Source organism: Vibrio sp. SCP2 (assembly GCF_059295395.1).
In genome coordinates, this window is sequence record NZ_JCAFVV010000001.1 from 750,169 (window position 1) to 772,525 (window position 22,357).

Below are 22,357 nucleotides of genomic sequence, written 5' to 3' on the forward strand. Positions count from 1 at the left end.
TCCCTATCTTTGTGAGATTTGAAGTGGAAAACAATTCCAAACTTGATCGTGTTCGTGCTGATTACAATGTTCATTACTGGAGCCAAGGCTTCTACGGTATCGATAACCAAGGTGAAGTGTATGTATCACCTCGCAGTGATAATGCCCATCAGGTGCCATTAAGCAATATCGTCTCTAAGCTAGAACAGAAACAACTGAATTTGCCGGTATTGGTTCGCTTCCCGCAGATCCTGCACCAACGCGTGCACGGCATTTGCCAAGCGTTCAACCAAGCGATTGAAGAATACCAATACGACAACAACTACCTGCTGGTGTACCCGATCAAAGTAAACCAACAGAAAGAGGTCGTTGACGAGATTCTTGAAAGCCAAGCTCAGCTAGAAACGAAGCAGCTTGGCCTTGAAGCAGGCAGTAAACCTGAGCTACTCGCAGTACTGGCATTAGCTCAGAAAGCGAGCTCTGTGATTGTCTGCAACGGCTACAAAGATCGTGAATACGTCCGCTTAGCACTAATTGGTGAGAAGCTAGGTCATAAAGTCTTCATCGTATTAGAGAAATTATCTGAGCTTGATCTGGTTCTAAAAGAAGCAAAAAGTCTTGGAGTGAAACCTCGCTTAGGCATCCGTATTCGTTTGGCATCTCAAGGGGCAGGTAAATGGCAATCGAGTGGCGGCGAAAAGTCTAAATTCGGCCTAGCCGCGTCTCAAGTGTTAACCGTCATTGAGCGTCTAAAACAAGGAGACCAACTGGATGCGATGCAACTGGTGCACTTCCACCTAGGTTCGCAAATGGCCAACATTCGTGATATCCGCAATGGGGTTAATGAGTCAGCTCGCTTCTACTGCGAATTACGTGACATGGGAGCAGATATCAAATACTTCGATATCGGTGGTGGCTTAGCAGTAGATTATGACGGCACACGTAGTCAGTCGTCTAACTCGATGAACTACGGGCTGATTGAGTATGCACGTAACATCGTAAGCACAGTGGGCGATGTATGCCAACAGTATGAGCAGCCAGTACCAGTCATCATCTCTGAGTCTGGCCGCTCACTCACTGCCCATCACGCAGTATTGATCACAAACGTAATTGGAACAGAGGCGTATCATCCAGAGAGCGTGGGACAGCCAAGTGCTGAAGATCCAACTCTGCTACAGAATATGTGGCGTAATTGGGAAAACCTGCAAGATGGTAGCGATGCGCGTGCCTTAATCGAGATTTATAACGACACCCAAAGTGACTTAGCCGAAGTACACTCACAGTTTGCAACTGGAGTACTTAACCTACAGCAACGCGCTTGGGCAGAGCAGCTTTCGCTACGAATTTACTTCGAGCTGAGCCGCCAGATGAGCAATAAAAACCGTTTCCACCGTCCAATCTTGGATGAGTTGAATGATCGACTAGCAGATAAGTTCTTCGTTAACTTCTCGCTATTTCAATCTCTACCAGATGCTTGGGGGATTGATCAGGTGTTCCCTGTCCTGCCACTATCAGGATTGGAAAACGTTGAAGATCGCCGTGCAGTCATGCTCGATATCACTTGTGATTCTGACGGTGCTATAGAGCAATACGTTGAAGGTCAAGGTATTGAAACCACGCTGCCTGTTCCAGCTTGGGATAAGGATAAGCCATACCTGATGGGCTTCTTCCTTGTCGGTGCATACCAAGAGATTTTGGGCGACATGCACAATCTGTTTGGCGACACCCACAGTGCAGTGGTGACCGTTGATGAAAGCGGTGAGGCAATTATAGAGCGCATTGATGAAGGTGATAGCGTCGAAGATATGATGCGCTATGTACACATTGATGTAGATAAGATTCGTCAAAACTACCGTGAGTTAGTTGCTGAGCGTGTCAATGTGAACGAGCAGCAAACCGTCTTAGAAGAATTAGAAGGTGGCTTAACAGGCTACACCTATTTAGAGGATTTCTAAATGAATGATTTGTTTACAAAAACTGATTATTCGCTTTACTCGAACTCAATGAGCTTTATGCGCAGACCTTACCTGCGCAATCCTGTCTCTGCAGATGCCGATCTCGTCGTACTTGGCGTACCCTTAGATATGGCAACATCAGGCAGACCAGGCGCTCGAATGGGGCCAGATGCGATTCGTCGTGCATCAGTAAATCTTGCGTGGGAAGGAAACAAGTTCCCTTGGGATTTCAATGTCTTTGACCGCGCTAAAGTCATTGATGCAGGTGACTTGGTGTTCGACTGTGGCGACGCGGAAGATTTCACTTACCGCCTAGAAGCTGCGACCAGTGAGATCCTTAAAAGCGGTAAAACGATGTTAGCGCTAGGTGGTGACCATTTCATCACTTTGCCGATTCTGCGTGCTTATGCTAAACATCACGGAGAAATGGCACTGATTCATTTTGACGCGCACACAGACACTTATGACAACGGCAGTGCTTACGATCACGGCACCATGTTCTACCATGCGCCAAATGAAGGTCTAATTTCAGCAAAGCACTCTGTTCAGATTGGCATTCGTACTGAGTATGACCAAAATGATCATGGATTTAATGTCATTAATGCCATGGAAGCGAATGACTTGAGTGCAGAAGCGATTGTAGCGCGTATTCGTGACATCATTGGCGATAAGCCAGTCTATGTGACCTTTGACATCGACTGCTTAGATCCTGCTTTTGCACCGGGTACAGGCACTCCAGTTTGTGGTGGCTTGAACTCTGACAAAGTACTTAAGATCTTGCGTGGTTTAGCTGGTGTTAACATTGTCGGGATGGATGTGGTGGAAGTATCTCCTCCTTACGATCATAGCGATCTGACTGCCTTAGCGGGCGCAACCGTCGCACTTGAACTGATGTACGCTTGGGTGTCAAGCCGCGTTAGCGAATAGCCTCTAATATCAATCGGTATAAATAGAGCCTGCCAACTCAAAACTGGCAGGCTTTCACCGCGCCCCACGAAATCGTTGAGGCGTTATTCCTGTCCAGCGTTTGAACCCCCTTCTGAAATTGGCGGTATCACTGTACCCCAAACGAAAAGCAATCTCTTCAATGGTCAATTCGGTACGAAGCAGAAACTCTTTGGCAATGTCGCTACGTACCTCGCCGAGCAATTTCTGATAACTCGTCCCATCCAGTTCAAGCTTTCTTCTTAACGTACGTGAAGAGCAGCCAAACTGCAGTGCAACTGCTTCAATCGATGGGAATACACCCGCACTCTGATACAGAATTGTTTTGATCTGGTTGGTCAGTAGATATGGCGATTGTAGTGCTGCAATGACTGAATCACAGGATTGAAGACAATTGCTCAACATATCCGCGTTATGTGTTTTAAGCGGCAGAGACAATAGCGAGGAACAAAAGCTCAATCTTAGACTAGGCGCTTCAAACTCGACTGCACAGCTAAATCGCTCGCTATACTTCGAACCATAAGCAGGTGCTCGATAAGGAAAACAGAGGCGAGTAATCTCGAGCCTCTCCCCGGTGAGCTCTTCGAACATAGCCACTAGCGCACTAAAAAAGTACTCGCTACAGAAAGGCAAAAGCTCGCCAATTTCGAGCGTATTTTCCAATACGATAGAAGCGATACCGTCATCTATTGTCACTTTTACAGAAAATACCGGACCATTTAGGTTGAGATATTTAAACCCCGTTTTGATCGCTTCTTCTAAAGTACGACTGCTTAAGATGGCATAACCTAAAAGACCAAAATGGCTCAGCTTAGCTCTTTCTCCAATCAACAAGCCCAGCCCTACGTCGTGAAACTGCTGAGACACATAGCGAAACAGCAGCAACTTGTCCGCATAGGTCAACTGCGTCTTCTCGCTTTGCCAATCTAAATGAACCAAGCTGAGCTCCTCTAATATGGGAGTAGTATTGACTCCAAAGCTCTCCACCGCTTTTAGCAGCAAGGCGATGTCCATAACGCCTAACTGGTGACGGTGGTCTATAGGTAGATACTCAGCGACAATTTCCATAACTCGTTTGTTGGTTGTTTGGGGTAGGTTGGCTAATTGGTGTTTCTAGCATACTGACATTATGAGTTTACTTTCGTGATCATAGATGACTTTATGTCCGAAAGTGACCTGATTAATCGCTTCAAAATGGCTCAAGCTAAGTCAAGTGTTAATCATTTGTAAATCAAAGCTATGATCTCTACTCAATCTGCTCCTGAGAATCTTGTGTCGTCAGCAGGCAAACCCACCTATGGTCATTTTGATGGTACGCCTAAGCAGCTCAATGCGACATGTTTTGACTATCGAAATAGTATGGACAAACCTGCAAGCAAGCTTGCCAAGCATTTCCACTACAAGCAGTTTCAGTTTGTCAGTCTAAAAACGGCAAGATACATCATAGGATTCGCCATCGCAGATATACGCTACCTTGGTTCATCGTTTTGCTATATCTACGATACCGAAAGCGACTCGCTAAGCGAACAAAGCTGGTTAAGACCACTGTCGTTTGATAAACAAATGACCGAGTCGCCCTACTCTGGTATGACACAGTTCGCGGGAACAAAACTGCAGTTTGAAATAGCCAAAGGCCAGTGGCGTGCTAAAGCGATGAGCAACAATCTGAAGCTCGATATTATCTTACATGCTCCAGCCAATAGTTTGCCGCTTTCCGTATGTACGCCCACAGCTTATTCCGGATGGACTTACACTCAAAAGCACAACGCCCTTACGGTAACTGGCAAGCTAGAAATCGCTGGCAATAGCGTAGATCTAAACAATGCACTCGCCAGTTATGACTTCTCAGCCGGGTATATGCGCCGTGAAACGAGTTGGCGCTGGGCGAGCATCAATACCCGTGATGAAAACACCTTGCTTGGGTTGAACCTAGCCGCAGGGGTTAATGAAACCGGCAGCTGCGAGAATGCACTTTGGGTCAATGGCCAACGACACTTGCTCAATCCAGTCCATTTTACGTTTGATCGCGACCATGTTGAGCAAGGTTGGCATATATATTCCGACGATGGACAAGTATCTCTTAGGTTTAAACCACTCAATAAACGCAGTGAAAAGCTCAACTTACTGCTACTTAAAAGTAACTTTCGCCAGTTCATCGGTCTCTTTGATGGCTTTGTTGTCGATAACGATGGACAAAAGCATCAGCTAAAAAGTGTTCTTGGGCTCACTGAAGATCACTTTGCCAAGTGGTAATCCTGTTTAACGGAGAGCAGAAATGGAATTTCAAACGATTATTGATCACCCAGAGTGGCTGCTGATGTTGCTCGCTCCACTGTTTATAGGCTTGATGGCCGCAGAGTATTTCATCGGTCAGAAACGAGGAAAGCTACCAGAGAACTCCGCCTATAAACTGCCAGAGGTACTGTGCAATTTTTCGTTAGCAGGCATGCATCAATTAGCGGATCTGCTGACAGGCCTCGTCATCGTAAAACTCTATTTTTGGCTGTTTGGTTGGAAATTGCTCGACATTGAAATGAACGCGACCTCTTTCGTTGTTTTACTTATTTTGCAGGATTTCTGCTACTACTGGTTTCACCGTGCGAGCCATAGGATACGCTGGATGTGGGCTGCCCATGTCGCGCATCATAGTTCGGAAAGAATGAATTTTAGCACCGCATTTCGTCAAAGCTTGATGTACCCGGTAGCCGGAATGTGGCTATTTTGGGTTCCCTTGGTCATCATAGGTTTTGAACCTAAATGGGTCATTTTTGCTGTGCTGCTCAACTTAGGCTTGCAGTTTTTCGTCCACACTCAGTGGATTCGCTCACTGGGTAAGTTCGAGCTCATTTTTAACACGCCATCGCATCATCGAGTCCATCATGGACGCAATCCACAATACATAGATAAGAACTACGCGGGTGTCTTGATCATATGGGACAAACTGTTCGGTACGTTTGAACCTGAAGTGGAAACCGTCCGCTATGGGATCACCAAGCCTATCGACAGCTATAATCCGCTGACGGTCACCTTCTCCGAATGGCGAGATATGTTCCATGATGTGCAGAGCAAGCATATGTCACTAAGACAGAGGCTGAGGATCTTGCTTGCACCTCCCAGTGATAAACCCGTGGCTACTGAAACAAAGGATACAAAACAGCCTGTAGAAGAAGCCAATCAGTAACAGACTAACGGTCGACACTGTGTTCTTTGCGCAAGCCTTCAAGTAACTGCTGTGCTTGCTTAGGGCTACGCAAGCGAACAAACCGAATATGCTGATAATCTGGGTGATTCATATCCGCTAGATAACGCTGCTGATTCTTGTGATAGGTTTTCACAGTCCAGAGAATTATTGAGTCACGGCTAAAGAAAGACTTGGCAAAAGTTTCGCGATTGCCTGTTCCCGGCCAAAGCTCTTTGCCTGTAATACATCGCTGTATCGCTCGGCTTACCGCCTGATACAAGGTGCGTGGGAGAGAGTAATCTACCCAAATAACGGTATCGACGTTCTCCCATTTCACTTTCCGTGTACGGTTGTAGTTGCCATCGAGCACCCAACTGGAGCCTTGCAATGCATTACGGATCTTGGCAAAAAACTCTAGGTCTGGTGACTCCTGCCAATCAGGCTTCCAAAACAAGCGATCCATCTCGATATGCTTGCAATCAAGAGCACTTGCTAGCTGAGCACTAAAGGTCGATTTTCCACTTCCACTTGTCCCTACAACATTCACCTTATGCATTGTAACTCCTTGTATGCTAGTCAAAAAAGGGGCGAGAGTAGACCACAAGTTGCACATTCAATCAAGGGAAATGTTGTAAATAGCACCAGACTAAAAAGGGCATCCGAAGATGCCCTAAGTCATATGTCTAAGATCGTAAGCTTAATCGAGTCTTAGAGTCACGCCAGAGTAGTTTGTATAACCGCGCAGCATCACATGATAAGTCACACCTTTCTGTGCTGATACACTACATTGTTCGCTATTGCCGTTTCGGTATGGACGACAATCATAGCTACTCGTCGTTGGTTTGCTGCCTGCTTTTACGTACAAATCAGCATCACCTGAACCTCCAGAAATAGACACAACCACATTTGATGCTGAATCTACGGTAAAGGTGTAAAAGTCTTGAGCAGAGCGGCTGCCACTAAGGTTAGTGAGAGGCTTACCTTTCTCGAGAACGTTGCCGCCAGGAGGCGTTGCGCCACAGCTCGCATCAACACCAACAGTGGTAAATGCCGCTTTAACATCATCGACGCTGTATCCCATATCTGAGGCAGCTTTCGCTACACCACACGCACCTTGGTCAAAAGTACTGTTTGCTGTCCAGTAAAGTTGGTTAGCCACGGTAAAGACTTCGAACCCCTTACGGACATTCCATCCAGTCTTATTCGACAACAAATAGAACGCGCGGTTGAAAACACCACTGGAGTAGTGAACATTTAAACCATCATAGTATTGAGATGCATGATCAATTGAACGACCATCTTTTGAAGGCTGATCAAAGTAGCGTAGGCCACCCTCTGATTTAAAGATATCTGCACCCACAATCCAGTCTACATTTCCACGCATGTAGTACTCCGCAGCCTCACCTGCAATATCAGAGAATGCCTCGTTAATACCGCCAGACATGTTTTGGTAGACGAGCCCTGAGTTTTGCTCTGTAAATCCGTGACTCACCTCATGTGCGCTGACGTTAATGTCCACTAGCGGATAAAAGGTATTTTGACCATCACCGAACGTCATTGACGATCCATTCCAGAATGCGTTTTCATAGTTAGAGCTATAATGCACACGCATTGTTAATTGGAAAGTAAGAGGGGCGGTGTTCATCCACTCTTTATACATATCAAACACGACGTTACCGAAGTAATGAGCATCATTAAGTGGTGAATAAGCACCATTGATGTATTTGTGATCGGTAAAGTTAGTCCCATCAGTACAGTCGTACGTATAGGCCTGAGTACCGGAAGTGCCATGATTTAAGTCGATGGTTTTTACCGCAGCATTTTCTAACTTACACTTGGTGCCAGTTTTGTCGATCGCAAACGCTGGGAAGTCTTTACCGTAATCATAGCGATTGGTCTTTAAGTTTCCTCCTGGGCCTGTACCAGTTGCTTCTGCATGGTTTAAGCCATCCCAATGCTGAAGTACTTTACCTGTCATTGCATCGATGAAATAGAACGGACGCGCTGGTTCTTCCTCTGCGACAAAGAAATCTACCATGTATACCACTTGCGCCGTCTGTGACTCATCTAAACGGACCATAAGTTTAGCGTTTTCATTTTCAACGTTAGGTTTAGCTACAGACTTACCTTGATAGGCTGCAATTGCTGCGGAGACGGCCTGCTTTTCATCCAGCGTCGGGCTTGTCGTTGCTAGATCGGCACCAATTCCCTGAGCCATGGTACCAAACACTTGGCTAGGCTGATCTTTTGACACGGTGGCGACAACCGAAGTATCGAATACAGGTAGACCTAGGTGTGTTTGTTGGTAACGGACTTTGGTTTTACCGTTTGGCAATACGACACGCTTCACTTCAACGAAACCTGTCTCCACTGGAGCCACGCTGTTCGACTGAGCCTGAAGAGTTTGTTGGAGTAATGCATCATCACTGACTTGCACCATTTCTGCCGCAGTCACAGACCAGCTCAAAGACGTGCCCAAGATCGAGGTGATCATCCAGCTTAATTGACGTTGTTGGTTCATTATTTTTTCCTGTCATTTGTAGAAATTCCTTCTTCCCAACAGCTAGATAGGAAGTATTTAGCGATAAATCGCGCATTAAACATGGAAGATAGAACCAAAATTGAGCAAGTTTACAGCTCAACTCGCTTTTACCGAACGCTCACTACAATTTACGCAAATAAATCAATAACAAGAGAAATATAAAGTTGGTCAATATTTAATTAAAGCAAAGCAAAGGCTTACCGCTAATGACAAAAATGTGCGCCAATTAATCCACACAAAACCATCAACAAGTAGCACGTGATTTGCGCCTAAAGTTTAATTTAGGCTTGCAGAAATTACAGTGTGATTGACGGTAATTTTACGCAGCTAATGTCGTTTTGCTCTGCTCTAATTGAGTTGTTAGATCAGACGCAGCATTAGCTAGAAATCGGCTAACAACTTTGATGTTGAATTCTTGTTAAGATTCGCAAAAATTTACAGTGCGTTCAAAGTCGCAAATTCAGCCCTGCTCTAGCCACATGTATACAAAGTAAAGTATGATTGTTTTATAAAGGAAATAAATGGTTTAAGAGTGAACGCCGCCTATGGCAAATCTAAAAAATTCTGTGGCAAAAAATATCAAGACTAAGGTCGCGGGTCAGACCCAAGATGATGTCGTTTACTGCCACATTTTCGATGCAATTCTGGAACAACGCCTTCCACCAGCAACGAAACTCAATGAAGAAGCCTTAGCCGAAATCTTTAGTGTCAGCCGAACCATCATTCGCCGCGCTTTGCTGAGACTCTCTATGGAGCAAGTTGTCAGTATTCGCCCAAACCGCGGGGCTATGGTCGCAGCGCCGACTAAGGAAGAGGCGAAGCAGATCATTAAAGCGCGTGAAGTCATGGAGCTAGCAATTACTGAGTTAGCCGTTGAGCACGCAACACCCGCCGAGATTGACGAGTGTCGTCGATTGGTTGAAAAAGAAAATCAAGCTTTCGACAATGGTGATTATGGTAAAGGGCTACGTTTATCAGGTGAGTTCCATATTAAGCTAGCCGAGATAGCAAACAACGCTCCGCTGCTTGCCTTCCAACGCAGTTTAGTTTCTCAAACGTCACTGCTTATCGCCCAGTACGAAACAGGCAACCACGCTAATTGTTCTTTAGATGAACATACGGTGTTACTTGATGCCATTGAGGCAGGTAAAACCGAGCAGGCCGTCGAGTTAATGCGAGTGCATATCGACCATATTCGTTCCAAGCTCAACCTAGATAGCGGCGCTGCATCTAACGACCTGCACGTTGTGTTCTCTGATTTGATTAAAGGGCGTTGATAAGGTAGCACGATGCGGGAACGCTTCGCTTTTGGATGCGAGACCGCTGCGCTACGAGAAAAAGCCAAATTCCCAACGCTAACTTAATAAGGTGTTGGGAATTTCTCTCCCTCAATACTCGCTGCAAGAGAGCCTCAACTCACTCGTCCCTCATTCTTGAGGATGACTGTACATCCATCCCGATCCCCGCAAGATTGTACACAACAAAAAATACAATATTAATTTTCTTTACGTAAAGATTTTTCACTCAAAGATTAGATAACTTTATCCATATAATCATTAACTTACCAAAAACACCTCTATTCATAAGCGCCTAAAACGCGCCTTTCCGTGTTGCATTTTTGTAAAAATAAAGTTGACCTAATGGTCAAATTATCCAATTATTGACCACAAGGTCAGAAAAAACATCAGAACAATAGTGTCAATGCACAAGGAGGTCTCTTGATTACTTTCCTACTCAATCAAGAACTCAAACAAGAAAGTGAGCTGTCGCCTAACATGACAGTGCTTCAGTACCTGAGAACACATGTACAAAAAACGGGTACCAAAGAAGGGTGTGGTTCAGGTGACTGTGGTGCCTGTACCGTTGTACTGGGTGAAGTCATCGAAGGAAAACTTCAGTACCGCTCTGTTAACTCTTGTTTGACGTTCGTCTCTAGCCTTCATGGTAAGCAGCTTATTACCGTCGAAGACTTGCAGAACAAAAACAAACTGCACCCAACACAGCAAGCCATGGTGGACTTTCATGGGTCTCAATGTGGCTACTGTACTCCGGGCTTTATTATGTCCATGTTCGCTTTAAGTAAGAACAAACCAGCAGCGAACAAAGAAGATGTCATGGAATCACTGGCTGGCAATCTATGTCGCTGTACGGGTTATCGCCCTATTGTGGATGCTGCCTTGTCATTGGTTTCAAACGAGCCACTAATGGATCAGTTTGTTGAGCTTGAGAAGAAAACGGTCGCGAGACTGCAAACCTTGCAAGAACAGCCAGCTAGCTTAAGTCATGGAAACTTAACCGCGTACCTTCCGCGTAGCGTCGATGAGCTAGCAGAAATTTACACTGCAAATCCTAAGGCGAAACTGGTTGCCGGCGGTACCGACTTAGCGCTAGAAGTAACCCAGTTCCACCGAGAAATCGAAACTCTAATCAACGTCAACCTTGTTGAAGACATGAAGGTTTGCGAAGAGAGCGAAGACGCTCTACACATTGGTGCCAACGTGGCGATTAGCGATGCATACCAACTGCTGACCAGCCACTACGCTGATTTCGGCGAACTGCTACATCGCTTCGCCTCACTGCAAGTACGCAACCAAGGTACGCTTGGCGGCAATATTGGTAACGCTTCACCGATCGGAGACGCGCCACCACTTCTTATCGCCCTCAACGCTCAGGTTAAACTGCGCCGCGGTAAGCAATCAAGAATCCTGCCGATTGAAGATTACTTCATCAGCTACAAGGTGACAGCTCAGCAAGAAAGCGAGTTCATTGAACAAGTCATTATTCCTAAACCGAAGAGCAACGACACTTTCCGTGCATACAAACTTTCTAAGCGCTTAGATGACGATATCTCAGCTGTATGTGGGGCCTTCAATATCCAGATCGAAGACAACAAAGTAGTCGACGCTCGTATTGCCTTTGGCGGCATGGCAGCAACACCAAAGCGCGCTTCGAACTGTGAAGCTGCCTTAATTGGCCAGATCTGGACACAAGAGACTATCGATAAAGCAATGAAAGAGATAAACAGCGACTTTGAGCCACTGTCCGATTTCCGAGCAAGCAAAGAATATCGCTCTATGACCGCCGCGAACATGCTGCGCCGTTTCTTTATCGAGCAGAACCATCAGAACAACCAGATTGAAACGAGGGTAACGTCTTATGTCTAACGCACACCATCAGACCCTATCTCATGAAGAGATGGTCGCCATCGTAAAGCAGGATCTCAAAACTGGCGTTGGTAAAAGCGTAAAACACGACAGCGCCCCAAAGCAGGTAACGGGTGAAGCGGTCTATATTGATGACCGTCTTGAATTCCCAAATCAACTGCATGTGTATGCGCGTTTAAGTACCCACGCTCATGCGAAAATTACCAAGCTTGATGTTTCTCCATGTTATGAATTCGAAGGCGTGGCGATTGCCATTACCCATGAAGACGTACCTGGGCAACTTGATATCGGCGCCATACTACCCGGTGACCCATTGCTTGCTGATGGGCTAGTTCAATACTATGGACAACCCGTACTCGCAGTTGCAGCAAACGACATGGAAACCGCACGCAAAGCCGCGCAAGCCGCCATTGTTGAGTATGAAGCCCTACCACCGGTTCTGGATGTCAAAGAAGCATTAGAAAAAGAGCTATTTGTGACTGAAAGCCACCAGCAAAAACGTGGCGATTCGGCAGCAGCACTTGCCAATGCTAAACACATCATTGAAGGTGATTTAGAAATTGGCGGTCAAGAACATTTCTACCTTGAAACTCAGGTTAGTAGCGTTATGCCGACCGAAGATGGCGGTATGATCGTATACACCTCAACGCAAAACCCGACAGAAGTACAAAAGCTAGTTGCTGAAGTTCTTGGCGTACCTATGCACAAAGTCGTGATTGATATGCGCCGTATGGGTGGTGGTTTTGGTGGTAAAGAAACCCAAGCCGCAGCGCCAGCATGTATGGCGGCCGTGATTGCTCATCTAACCAAGCGCCCGACTAAGATGCGCCTACCACGCGCAGAAGATATGACCATGACGGGCAAGCGTCACCCATTCTACAACCAATACAAGATTGGTTTTGATGATGATGGGGTCATTCAAGGGTCAGAGATCATCGTTGCAGGTAACTGTGGCTACTCACCCGATCTATCAAGCTCAATTGTCGACCGCGCAATGTTCCACTCAGACAACGCCTACTACCTAGGTGATGCAACGGTCACAGGTCATCGCTGTAAAACCAATACTGCCTCAAATACGGCCTATCGTGGTTTTGGCGGCCCGCAAGGTATGATGACCATTGAACACATCATGGATGAGATTGCCCGCTACTTAGGCAAAGATCCGCTCGAAGTACGCAAAGCCAACTACTACGGTGGGGAAGGACGTGACGTCACTCACTACTACCAAAAGGTTGAAGATAACTTCTTACCAGAGATCACAGAGCAGCTAGAACAAAGCAGTGACTACCACGCTCGCCGCAAAGCGATTGCCGAGTTCAACAAGCAAAGCCCTATCTTGAAGAAAGGCTTAGCAATCACTCCAGTGAAATTTGGTATTTCATTCACGGCGACTTTCCTCAATCAGGCTGGCGCGCTCATTCACATCTACACCGATGGCAGTATTCATTTGAATCACGGTGGTACAGAGATGGGACAAGGCTTGAATATCAAAGTGGCACAAATTGTTGCACAGGAGTTCCAAGTTGATGTTGAACGTATCCAAATCACCGCTACCAATACCGACAAGGTACCGAACACATCGCCAACAGCAGCCTCATCGGGCGCCGACCTCAATGGTAAAGCCGCGCAAAATGCCGCACTAACCATTAAGCAACGCTTGATTGATTTTGCGTCTAGCCACTTTAAGGTCTCGCCTGAAGAAGTCGTGTTCAAAAATGGCATGATCATGATTCGTGATGAAATCATGACCTTCGAATCCTTTGTTCAATTGGCTTACTTCAACCAAGTATCGCTATCGAGCACAGGCTTCTACCGTACGCCGAAGATCTACTACGATCATGAAAAGGCTCGCGGTCGCCCGTTCTACTACTTTGCTTACGGTGCCTCTTGCTCGGAAGTAATCGTTGATACCTTAACAGGTGAGTACAAGATCCTACGTGCAGACATTCTGCATGATGTAGGTGCTTCGCTAAACCCTGCCATTGATATCGGTCAGATTGAAGGTGGCTTCCTGCAAGGTGTCGGTTGGTTAACCACCGAAGAGTTAATCTGGAATGAGCAAGGCCGCTTAATGACCAATGGTCCTGCAAGCTACAAGATCCCAGCGATCGCAGATATGCCAATTGAGTTCCATACCCACTTACTGGAGAACCGAGCGAACCCAGAAGATACGGTATTTAATTCAAAAGCCGTCGGCGAGCCGCCGTTCATGTTGGGTATGTCGGTCTGGAGTGCATTGAAAGATGCGATTGCTTCTGTCGCCGTCGAGGGAGCGATTCCTAAGTTGGATACACCAGCAACACCGGAACGTGTCTTGATGGCGATTGCGAAAGTGAGTCAGCCACAAACGGCACCAGAGCAAGCAGAGAAAGCCTAACCAACGTCATTCCATAGACTGACGACAAGATAAATAGTTCAAGGAGAGACGTATGTTTAAGGACAATTGGATTCATGAACTGGCACAACTAGAGAAAAACAGCGAACCGTGCGTGATGGTGACTGTATTGGAAGACCGTGGCTCTGTGCCAAGGGATGCAGGCACCAAAATGCTGGTCACCCGTGAAAGGTTGATTGCCACCATAGGCGGTGGTCACCTTGAGCATGTCGCGACCAAAATGGCTCGTGAGATGCTGATCGCTGGTGAACGCTCACTCAAAGTAGAACGCTTTAATTTAGGTGCTCGTCTAGGCCAGTGTTGTGGCGGAATGGCAACACTGAGCTTTGAACCTATTGGCACCGCGCAAAAGCATCTGGTTGTGTTTGGAGCTGGTCATGTTGCCAAAGCCCTTTTACATATCGTCTCGACTCTTCCCTTCCGAGTTACCTGGATTGATGAGCGTGATGATGTTTTCCCTGAAGAATTGCCACGTAACGTAACTAAATTAGTGACCGATGATCCGGTCGCAGAGGTACGAGACTTGCCACCGAACAGTTACTACTTAGTCATGACTCACAATCATCAACTCGATTTTGACCTCGCTAGAGCCATTATTGACCGTGACGACAGCGTCTATTTCGGCATGATTGGCTCCCTGACAAAACGCAAGAAGTTTGATATGCGCTTAGCCCAGCGTGGTTACAGTGATGCACAGATCAACACTATGATTTGCCCGATTGGCGTCAGCATGGTGAATGGCAAGCATCCGGCAGAAATCGCGGTATCGGTTGCAGGTGAACTAATCGCACACTATCAGGGCATTCCACTTGAAGAAAAGCGCCCTACGGCACACAGTAAAAGTAATCATATGAGCGATTCGCCACTGGAAGAGAAAATCGCCTAACCCAATCAGCCGTTTAATTTGGGTTGAAAAAGGAAGTAAAAATGACAACGCAACGCAACGCTTATCGTGCAGCAATTTTGCACAGTATCGCGGATCCGAAAGATGTCGGACTGGACAATTCATATCAATTCTTTGATGACGGTATCATCGTGGTCGAAGACGGGCATATTGTAGATATTGGTGAAACCGAGGAAGTGCTCGCCCGCCAACCCAAAGACCTCAATATTACAGAGTACGAAGACAAGCTGATCACCTCTGGGTTTATCGATACCCATATTCACTACCCGCAAACGGGTATGATCGCTTCATACGGTGAACAACTGCTCGACTGGCTAGAAAACTACACCTTCCCAGAAGAGCGCCGTTTTAAGAATCCAATTTACGCGCTCAAGGTCGCTAAGTTGTTTTTCGATGAACTGGCAAGCAACGGAACTACTACAGCCCTCGTATTTGGCACGGTACATAAAGAGTCAGTAGACGTATTTTTTGGTGAGGCGGAACGTCGTAACCTACGCATGATTGCAGGCAAGGTATTGATGGATAGAAACGCGCCTGACTACCTAACCGATACGCCCGAATCTGGATATGAAGCATCAAAAGAACTGATTGAAAGATGGCACAACCGCGGTCGTCTGCTTTATGCTGTTACACCTCGATTTGCTCCCACTAGCACACCTGAACAGTTAGCCACTGTGGGTAAACTGCTTGAAGAGTACCCCGATGTGTATATGCACACTCATCTTTCAGAGAACAAGAAAGAGATCGAATGGGTACTAGACCTATTCCCTGAGCGAGATTCTTATCTGGATGTCTATGACCACTATGGTTTACTACATAAACGCTCGGTATTCGCGCATGGTATCCACCTATCTGATTGTGAGTGCCAACGCCTAGCCGACACGGAATCAGCGATCGCTTTTTGCCCTACGTCTAACCTTTTCTTAGGTTCTGGCTTGTTTAAGCTGCCTAAACTCGAAGAGCACGGCGTAAGAGTCGGAATGGGTACGGATGTCGGAGCGGGTACCAGCTTCTCTATTCTTCAGACCATGAGTGAAGCGTATAAAATCATGCAGCTTCAACAAGAGAAGCTACATCCACTTAAATCTCTCTTCCTAGCCACGTTAGGCGGCGCTCGTTCACTCCACTTGGAAGACAAGATAGGTAACCTAGAGGTAGGTAAAGAAGCCGACTTTGTCGTACTCGACCTACATGCAACTCAATTAATGCGTTTCCGGATGAATCAAGCGACAACCCTTGAAGAGAAGTTGTTTGTTCTAATGAGCTTAGGTGATGATAGAACAGTTTGCGAGACCTTTATCTACGGCGAAAAAGCGTATGATGCTAAAGGTAAGATCGATGGAAAGAAGTTCGCTAGCTAAGTTCCTATAACCTGTAATTTAAAAACGCTCCCGTTTTTGAAGGGAGCGTTTTTATTTGTCAGCCTAATACCTCTACTTAATGCCGTATTTGGCTAAGATCTTGTCAAAGGTACCATTGGCCTTAATCTCGGCTAACCCTTTGTTAAACGCGTCAATGTATTCGGCGTGATTAGGATTCGCTAACCCTGAGGTTACATGCAGTGGGTTAACGGACAAGGCATTGTTAGTGAACTCAAAGTCAGCCAAATTCATTCCCGCACCAGACAAAGTAGACTTCGCCACAAGCTCATCTTCCAACGTCAGATCAATCCTTTTAGCCATCAGCTTTTTAGCATTAGCGACCAAGTCATTCGCTTCGGGCTTTTTAAAGTTATTCGCCGCTAAAAACTCATCTCCATAACCATAATTACGGATGATACCCACTGTTTTTCCCGACAAGCTATCCAGTCCGTTGTATTCGAACCCTTCCCCTTGGCGCATAATAAATTTAAGCGAGTTTTCTAGGTAAGGGTCACTGTACTTCAAGAAAGAGGTACGTTCATTGGTAAACCAAGTCGCCACTAGCACGTCTACCCTACCGCCTTTAACTTCATTGAGTGCGCGAGTCCAAGGCATAATTTTGAAATCAACACTATGCCCCTGCGACTTAAAGGCTTCAGTAATAATCTCAACAGATACCCCTGGGTTCGCTTTATCCTTTTGAACAAACGGCGCCCATGGGTCCTGCGCGGCAGTAATGACCGCTGCATTTAAAGCAAAAGAAAACAGTGTACTCACCACAATCAAAATGAGATTTTTCATAACTTATCCTCTGTCTTATTTTAGGTACGGAACTTAGCCATATGGTTAGCAATACTTTGGCTTAAGCTCAGTACTTCTTCCGTTCTTTTAGCATTCTTAGTCGCACCTGATGAAACATCATTGGTTGCCTCTGATGCTTCAACAATCGCTTGGCTAATTTCTTCAACCGCCATACGCTGCTCGTCAGTTGCCTGCGAAATCTGCCCACTTCTATCTGAAATAACGGTAATCAAGCCTTGCACTTCACTGACTGAGCTTTGTGATTCACTCACTCTTGATGCCGTTTGCTCAAGTAAAGTCGCAATACGAGTCAACTCATCCTCTACCGATTTGGTCGCCGCGTCTAATGCGGCAATGTTTTTTTGAATCTGCTCGGTGGATTCGCTGGTTTTCACCGCAAGATTTCTCACCTCATCCGCCACAACAGCAAAGCCACGCCCTTGTTCCCCTGCCCTTGCCGCCTCAATTGCGGCATTAAGCGCAAGCAAATTAGTTTGCTCAGATATGTCATTAATCACGTTAAGAACCGTAGTGATCTTTTCTCCTTCTTCAATCAAGATGTGCATCTCAGCATTTACATGATTCATCTCTTCACGCATATTAATGATGTCACTGGCAGAGCTCTCGATTGCATCACTGACATTTGTAGCAAGTGAAGTCGCTGTATGTGCTTGTTGGGCTGTTTCGGAAGCCGTATCAGCAACAGTAGAAACCGATTGATTTAGCTCTGTTGCCGCTGCTGCCACAGTGGTTAATTGATGCTTTTGCATTTCAAGCTTTTCAGCGTTGGATTTTGCCGTTGCGCCATTGGCTTGCGCCTTGTCTTTAAGCGCATCGGAAGATTGATTAACATCTTGAACAATTACCCTGAGAGACTCTGTAAAGCTGTTAATTCCTTCGGTGATGTCTGCAAATTCTTGATATTTTGCTGGGGCAAGCTTGTTAGTTAGATCACCATCACCAGAGGCGAGATCTTTAACCACTTCTGTCAGTTCAGAGATTGGGCGAATCACCGTCATAGACAATGCTGCGACGATCACAATCGATAAAATAATATCGAGAACAATCAGCTCAATAATGTTGGTTGTCAGTGAATCTGCAAGCTTGGTATCGAGAGCATGGGTGTCAAAATAAACCGTCACCTTACCGACCGAATTTTCCTCACCATATTCGACAAAAGTCAGTGCAGCACTCATGCTGTTCTCTTCGGTAAACAGAGACTTATCTGTTACCTCGACCGTTTCATACTCTTCATTAACTAGTTGGTGAGTCAGGAAGAGGAGATCACTGCCTTCGTTATCAATTAGTTGTACGGCGGAGATTTCTGGAAGCTTCAGTTCTGCGGAAATAGAAACTTTTGCCGAGTCTAAATCAAAATCCCATACAGCCTTGGGCAAACTGATCATCATCCGCTGAGTCGTATTCTCTACCGAATGCTGTAACTCAACTAATAAGTTATCTTTAAATCCTTGATACTTAAGGAATGCCGATACTAGTAACACTAGAGTCAGAGCAATGATGACCTGTACTAAAAATACGACCTTTAACTTTTTCAAAACTGCCTCCCAAATTTTTCGACAGTTAATAAAAAAGTAGTAACTGATTAATCAATTATCAAACTAAGGGTTTAATTAGATTTAAATCACATTTTTGAGGTGTATGGCTGCTGTTACAGAAAAGGAGAAATACCGAGAGACTGGCATCAAACCCCCAACAAACATGATTGTGACCAATGGACAGTCAGATAAGTCAAACCTAAATGGTTGCGGGGGCGTATTTGTCTACAATACGCTGCACTATGTCAATACGAACAGGCTTAGGCACAACATCATTAAAACCCAGCTCTAAATAGTGCAATACGTCTTTATCGAAGGTGTTTGCGGTTAGCGCAACAATTGCGGTGTCTGGCGCCAAATCATCTTGTCGAATTCTTTTCAGCGCTTCTATCCCATCCATAATCGGCATTTGAATATCCATGAAGATGATATCGAAATGGCGTTGCTTAATAATATCTAAGCACTCTTGTCCATTGTTTGCAGTGGTAGTTTCAACTTGCAATGTCGACAACATTTTCTGCGCGACGATCTGATTGACTCGCATATCTTCCACGATCAAAGCAGATAAGCCCGAACTGTTAGTCAGCGAAACCTCCGGTTGTTCTATACTCTGCTTCTGACTACCTAACACATTGAGTAAACTGAAAATATCATAAGGCTTAGTCAGCTTTAATTGCTTATCTGAGGCGGTAATTGAAGTAGGCAAATCCGCAATCACAACGATCGTTTCCTCATCGTCGTGTACCACAGATAAATTGTCTTCTATGGCGCTGTCGCCACTTTGGTAGTAGACAGTGATATCGCCAGATTCATCAAACAAGCCAAAGCGTTTTAGTTCATTACTGATTAGCTCTTTGGCATGGAGGTCAGCACTAACCACTCTTAATCGGCTTTCAAGATTCGTAACACAACCAATGGCTTTCTCTCCCTCAACCTTAACTGGTATTGCAACGCTAAACTCTGTGCCTTTACTTAACTCACTCTCGACCTCTATAGACCCATCCATTAGATTGACCAATGACTGACAAATAGACAGCCCTAAACCAGTACCGCCATATTTTCTTGTGATGGAATCATCGGCCTGAGTAAACTCTTCAAACACTTTATCGAGTTGCTCTTGTGACATACCAATGCCGGTGTCAGACACTTTTAATCTTAATATGGTCGCTTGTTCTGAACGCTCCAATGAAAGGCACACATCAACATAACCCTGCTCAGTAAACTTAAGCGCGTTGTAGCTTAGGTTATTGATCAACTGTAGCAACTTAGTTTTATCTGCGATGAGTTGGTAGTCTTTATCCAACTGTGTAGAAAAAAAGATCTCAACATCACTTTTGCTCATATCAACAAAGATGGTTTTAGACAGTTCAATTAACTCACTGCAATAGAACGGCTCCGTTTGCAGCTTCATCTTTCCTTGCTCTATCTTACTGATATCAAGCACACTATTAATCAGCTTAAGTAGGTGTTGGCCTGAGCTATTAATCATCGACAAAAAGTTGCGCGTCTGCTCATCGGTAGACTCGTAGTACTCTTTGTGACTAAGCCCGATAATCGCGTTTAATGGCGTCCGCATCTCATGCGACATATTGGCCAAAAAGCGGGCTTTAGCTGTGGCATGTTGCTCGGCCAACTTTTTAGCCTCTTCTAGCTTGTCTCCGCGCTCAGCCAAGTCTTGACTCAATTTAATTTGAACCAGATACATATAAGAAATGACACCGACCAGAATTATTGAGCAGGCAATAATCACTGCCATGTACAGATACTGTTGGTCATAGAGGTTCTCTTTGTGCTGAGTGAATTCGAGCTGATTTCTTTGTACTTCTGCGACAAAACTAGAAAGGTATTTGTTGAGATCAAAGTACGTTTTCTCCACCGCACTCAATGAGTCTTCGACCTTCTGTTCGTCTTTGAGTGTAATGCCAGATATTTGTATCGCGAGTTGAGCAATTCTCTCTTCTAACTCGGCTAACTCATCTAAATTACCGTACTGCGCATGTATCTTTCGCGTACGCTGAGCCTTTAAGTCTTGTAGAATGCTGGCTTTATGTACTCGTGCTTGCATTTTAAGACGTACTAATGAGCGGGTATCTTGATGAATTGAGAAGTTAAGCAGTTCGCTCTTTAGCAACAAAAGCTTCGCTTTTGCCGAAATATTGTTGTTCACGATTGTGACATAAGGTTGAGGGGAAATTTTTCTAATTTCACTTAACGAGTAGAAGAAATAGGTAGCCATTATCAGCAGCACAATACTAACGCTCGCAATAATGATAATGAAGGTTCGTCCATTTGGTAAACGACGGGAACTCATTGTGCTATTCCACAACAATCTCTCTCACCTGCCACACTGACAGGCTATAGTAAAAATCGTTTCTAAGTTCAGCGTGCTCGGTGAAAGGCAATACAACAAACAAAGGGCCTTTGTCGTCTATGGTCATTCTAACTCCTGCCTCATGCGTTGCGAGTAGAATGCCATACTTCTTAATGTCCTCTAGCGATATCGTGACAACATAATCATCCCACGCAATCACTCGTACCTGCTTCCCCTTAACCCCCACATACTCGAGTAAGCTAGCTAATGTGGGGCCCTTATATTCGACCACTTCAGCGACAACATGGTTACTGGTATGAATAGTCCCTTGCTCTAAACCAAAGATCATCGCTTCATCAAGCTCAACCCCCTGCGGGGAATTTGATTGGCTTATATTGCCCGATACCCAAAGGATCGGCTCTTCCGCGGGAGGCGAGATCGCCAACACAGAATGGCTAAAAAACAATAAAGTGCTCATCACACTCATAATTAGAGTTGTTCGCATAGTCGCCTCTGAAATCACGTAGTTGAGTAGTCGCGCTGTAATCTAGGTCTATCAAATCAGTATAGACAAGAATCTGTCGAGGGAGGGAAATCAACTAAGGTATGTCATTGAATCGATGACGATTTGCTTTCTGCGTAGCTCGCGACGTTACTCACGCCAGAGGCTTAACATGGCATTTAGCCGAAACGATTAAACAAGATGAGCAGTGATAGTGAGTCCAAACCGCCCTCAACACTTGTTACTACTCGTGGTTGAGGGCGTTTTCAATTATTTAGACCACCAGCCTAAACGAGCAACGGCGGTAGAACACCAATAGAACTGCAAATCTCGATTATCGGTACCAATTCTCGCGCTCGCACCGTTTGGACCATCTGTAACGTTATTCAGCGCTGCCTTAAGCGTTGCAAGAGAATAGGTGATCGCCCCCACTCCATGTTGAGTGCTCACATCCACTTTACTCTTCTCTACTTTGTCAAAGAATGGGTCATTGGTGCTGTATAAAACGTTGCCTTCCCCAACATAATAAGAGTGCGGAGTGTATGTCGGATGCCCTGTTGCATTAGTTACCGTTAATACACCAGGTTTTAGAGTTTCGATATTGTCTGGATGAATAAGCTCCATCTTAGTGCGCAAGATGCGCCAAAGGTCAACACTCTCTTTCGCGCTAGGTGTTCTGTCTTTACTCTCGACAGGGAAACAGCGAGTAAAAGCAAAGTCGTGACATATTCCATTAATAGGCATAATTTTCTCTCCAGTTA

The 22,357-nt window shown here is 45.4% G+C and carries 17 protein-coding genes; 9 read left to right on the forward strand and 8 right to left on the reverse strand.

Annotated features, from left to right (window positions below):
• Window positions 1-11 precede the first annotated feature (11 nt).
• Both speA and speB read left to right on the forward strand, forming a co-directional pair.
• Window positions 12-1,934 carry an arginine decarboxylase gene (gene speA / locus AC5O63_RS03610; RefSeq protein ID WP_494503950.1) on the forward strand — a complete coding sequence of 641 codons (1,923 nt, stop codon included), beginning with the start codon at window positions 12-14 and terminating at the stop codon, window positions 1,932-1,934.
• On the forward strand, window positions 1,935-2,861 hold the full coding sequence (speB, locus tag AC5O63_RS03615; protein ID WP_494503951.1) for an agmatinase: 927 nt from the start codon (window positions 1,935-1,937) through the stop codon (window positions 2,859-2,861). It begins immediately after the preceding gene.
• 54 nt (window positions 2,862-2,915) lie between these two features.
• On the opposite strand, the gene AC5O63_RS03620 is transcribed toward speB, so the two are convergent.
• A complete protein-coding gene (locus AC5O63_RS03620; RefSeq protein ID WP_494503952.1) occupies window positions 2,916-3,947 on the reverse strand; it encodes an AraC family transcriptional regulator in 1,032 nt (343 codons plus the stop codon).
• A 171-nt stretch (window positions 3,948-4,118) separates the two neighbouring features.
• Here AC5O63_RS03620 and AC5O63_RS03625 point away from each other — a divergent pair, with 171 nt between their 5' ends.
• Both AC5O63_RS03625 and AC5O63_RS03630 read left to right on the forward strand, forming a co-directional pair.
• Window positions 4,119-5,132 carry a DUF2804 domain-containing protein gene (locus tag AC5O63_RS03625; RefSeq protein WP_494503953.1) on the forward strand — a complete coding sequence of 338 codons (1,014 nt, stop codon included), beginning with the start codon at window positions 4,119-4,121 and terminating at the stop codon, window positions 5,130-5,132.
• A gap of 22 nt (window positions 5,133-5,154) precedes the next feature.
• Window positions 5,155-6,060, forward strand: coding sequence for a sterol desaturase family protein (locus AC5O63_RS03630; protein WP_494503954.1), 906 nt, complete (start codon window positions 5,155-5,157; stop codon window positions 6,058-6,060).
• A gap of 4 nt (window positions 6,061-6,064) precedes the next feature.
• Here the strand turns inward: AC5O63_RS03630 and AC5O63_RS03635 are convergent, their stop codons facing one another.
• Window positions 6,065-6,616, reverse strand: coding sequence for a P-loop NTPase family protein (locus AC5O63_RS03635; RefSeq protein ID WP_494503955.1), 552 nt, complete (start codon window positions 6,614-6,616; stop codon window positions 6,065-6,067).
• A gap of 141 nt (window positions 6,617-6,757) precedes the next feature.
• Window positions 6,758-8,581, reverse strand: a complete 1,824-nt coding sequence (locus tag AC5O63_RS03640) for a M4 family metallopeptidase (protein ID WP_494503956.1) — start codon at window positions 8,579-8,581, stop codon at window positions 6,758-6,760.
• 566 nt (window positions 8,582-9,147) lie between these two features.
• Here AC5O63_RS03640 and AC5O63_RS03645 point away from each other — a divergent pair.
• The 5 genes from AC5O63_RS03645 to guaD all read left to right on the forward strand — a co-directional run bounded on the left by AC5O63_RS03645 (window position 9,148) and on the right by guaD (window position 16,426).
• On the forward strand, window positions 9,148-9,879 hold the full coding sequence (locus AC5O63_RS03645) for a GntR family transcriptional regulator (RefSeq protein ID WP_239824011.1): 732 nt from the start codon (window positions 9,148-9,150) through the stop codon (window positions 9,877-9,879).
• A 441-nt stretch (window positions 9,880-10,320) separates the two neighbouring features.
• On the forward strand, window positions 10,321-11,766 hold the full coding sequence (gene xdhA, locus AC5O63_RS03650) for a xanthine dehydrogenase small subunit (RefSeq protein ID WP_494503957.1): 1,446 nt from the start codon (window positions 10,321-10,323) through the stop codon (window positions 11,764-11,766).
• On the forward strand, window positions 11,759-14,143 hold the full coding sequence (gene xdhB / locus AC5O63_RS03655) for a xanthine dehydrogenase molybdopterin binding subunit (RefSeq protein WP_494503958.1): 2,385 nt from the start codon (window positions 11,759-11,761) through the stop codon (window positions 14,141-14,143). The genes xdhA and xdhB overlap by 8 nt, the downstream gene beginning before the upstream one ends.
• Window positions 14,144-14,195: 52 nt before the next feature.
• Window positions 14,196-15,047 carry a xanthine dehydrogenase accessory protein XdhC gene (gene xdhC / locus AC5O63_RS03660; RefSeq protein ID WP_494503959.1) on the forward strand — a complete coding sequence of 284 codons (852 nt, stop codon included), beginning with the start codon at window positions 14,196-14,198 and terminating at the stop codon, window positions 15,045-15,047.
• A 41-nt stretch (window positions 15,048-15,088) separates the two neighbouring features.
• On the forward strand, window positions 15,089-16,426 hold the full coding sequence (guaD, locus tag AC5O63_RS03665; protein WP_239856006.1) for a guanine deaminase: 1,338 nt from the start codon (window positions 15,089-15,091) through the stop codon (window positions 16,424-16,426).
• Between the two features lie 72 nt (window positions 16,427-16,498).
• On the opposite strand, the gene AC5O63_RS03670 is transcribed toward guaD, so the two are convergent.
• From AC5O63_RS03670 to AC5O63_RS03690, 5 genes are all read right to left on the reverse strand, one after another.
• Window positions 16,499-17,227, reverse strand: a complete 729-nt coding sequence (locus AC5O63_RS03670; protein ID WP_494503960.1) for a transporter substrate-binding domain-containing protein — start codon at window positions 17,225-17,227, stop codon at window positions 16,499-16,501.
• Between the two features lie 20 nt (window positions 17,228-17,247).
• Window positions 17,248-18,783 carry a methyl-accepting chemotaxis protein gene (locus AC5O63_RS03675; RefSeq protein ID WP_494503961.1) on the reverse strand — a complete coding sequence of 512 codons (1,536 nt, stop codon included), beginning with the start codon at window positions 18,781-18,783 and terminating at the stop codon, window positions 17,248-17,250.
• Window positions 18,784-18,982: 199 nt separating this feature from the next.
• Window positions 18,983-21,094 (reverse strand): ATP-binding protein, encoded by a 2,112-nt coding sequence (locus tag AC5O63_RS03680; RefSeq protein ID WP_494503962.1) that lies wholly within the window; start codon window positions 21,092-21,094, stop codon window positions 18,983-18,985.
• Window positions 21,095-21,098: 4 nt separating this feature from the next.
• On the reverse strand, window positions 21,099-21,599 hold the full coding sequence (locus tag AC5O63_RS03685) for a putative pterin-binding protein (RefSeq protein ID WP_494503963.1): 501 nt from the start codon (window positions 21,597-21,599) through the stop codon (window positions 21,099-21,101).
• Window positions 21,600-21,866: 267 nt separating this feature from the next.
• Window positions 21,867-22,340 (reverse strand): hypothetical protein, encoded by a 474-nt coding sequence (locus AC5O63_RS03690; protein ID WP_004744072.1) that lies wholly within the window; start codon window positions 22,338-22,340, stop codon window positions 21,867-21,869.
• Window positions 22,341-22,357: the final 17 nt, after the last annotated feature.